Raw genomic sequence first — 1,333 nt, 5'->3', positions numbered from 1 at the left:
GAGATTGTAAAATAAACTGTGTCAAAAGTCAAAATCACTAACTTTAGATACAGTTTATTATGATGAGAGAAGAACAGCTCGATTATGAGCTAATGAAACAAAAGGCCCTCGAGCAATTGCGCTCAGGCAAATCTTTGTATGGCAAGGATGGAGCATTCGCTCCTTTGCTAAAAAGCTTTCTTGACTCTGCCCTTGAGGCGGAAATGGAAGTACACCTTGACGAAGGTGAGCGTTTTTCGGGTAATCGGAAAAATGGCAAGACCTCGAAAGAGATAAAAACCTCCAATGGGACGATTTCCGTTCAGACACCCCGAGACCGAAACTCCACATTTGAGCCTGAGATTGTTCGTAAACGGGAGACCATTCTAGCCGAAAGCCTTGAAAGTAAAATCATCGGCATGTATGGGTTGGGAATGAGTCTACGTGATATTTCCAAGCACATCAAGGACATGTACGATACGGATATCAGTCATGCAACACTTTCCTCTATTACTGATAAGATCATACCGGAAGTTAAGGAATGGCAATCCCGGCCACTTGAGGAACTCTACACGATCGTTTGGCTTGATGCCATGCATTACAAGGTAAAAGAAGATCACCGAATGGTGTCACATGCAGTCTATAATATCCTTGGAATAAACCGTCATGGGCACAAAGAACTTTTAGGCATGTATGTATCCCAGAGCGAGGGTGCCAACTTTTGGCTGAGCGTGCTTACTGATCTGCAGAATCGTGGAGTAAAAGATATCTTAATCGCCTGCATTGATAACCTGAACGGATTCCCGCAGGCAATCAATGCCATTTATCCCCAGACCGAAATACAAACCTGTATTGTTCACCAAATAAGAAACAGTCTCAAATATGTTGCCTCAAAAGATCAGAAAACTTTCATGAAGGACTTAAAGCCTGTTTACCAAGCGGAAACCCTTGAGCTTGCAGAACTCAGGCTAGATGAACTTGATGAAAAATGGGGCAGGAAATATGAAAAAGTACTGGAGTCCTGGCGACGAAATTGGTCAAAGCTTACCAGCTATTTTCGCTACGATGCTGCCATCAGAAAAATGATTTACACAACAAACACTATTGAGGGATTCCATCGGCAGGTAAGGAAAGTCACCAAAACCAAGGGTGCATTCACATCAGATATGGCTTTGCTGAAACTGATCTATCTGGCGCAAAAGAACATCAGTCAGAAATGGACAATGCCGCTGAGCAATTGGGCTACAACTGCTCAGAAACTTGCCATTTGGTTTCCTGATAGAATGATATTAGATTTGAATTGATTTTTTTGAGAAGCATTATTTTAGATTGACACAGTTTATTTTACAAAGCC

1 protein-coding gene is annotated in these 1,333 nt (G+C 42.0%); it reads left to right on the top strand.

Annotated features, from left to right (window positions below; genetic code table 11):
- Positions 1 to 62: 62 nt before the first annotated feature.
- Positions 63 to 1,283 (top strand): IS256 family transposase, encoded by a 1,221-nt coding sequence (locus DU508_RS23675; RefSeq protein ID WP_115405129.1) that lies wholly within the window; start codon positions 63 to 65, stop codon positions 1,281 to 1,283.
- Positions 1,284 to 1,333 lie beyond the last annotated feature (50 nt).

Origin of the sequence: Pedobacter chinensis, assembly GCF_003339865.1 — a bacterium.
Taxonomy (GTDB): Bacteria; Bacteroidota; Bacteroidia; order Sphingobacteriales; family Sphingobacteriaceae; genus Pedobacter; species Pedobacter chinensis.
This window is presented reverse-complemented; position numbering and strand designations above follow the sequence as displayed.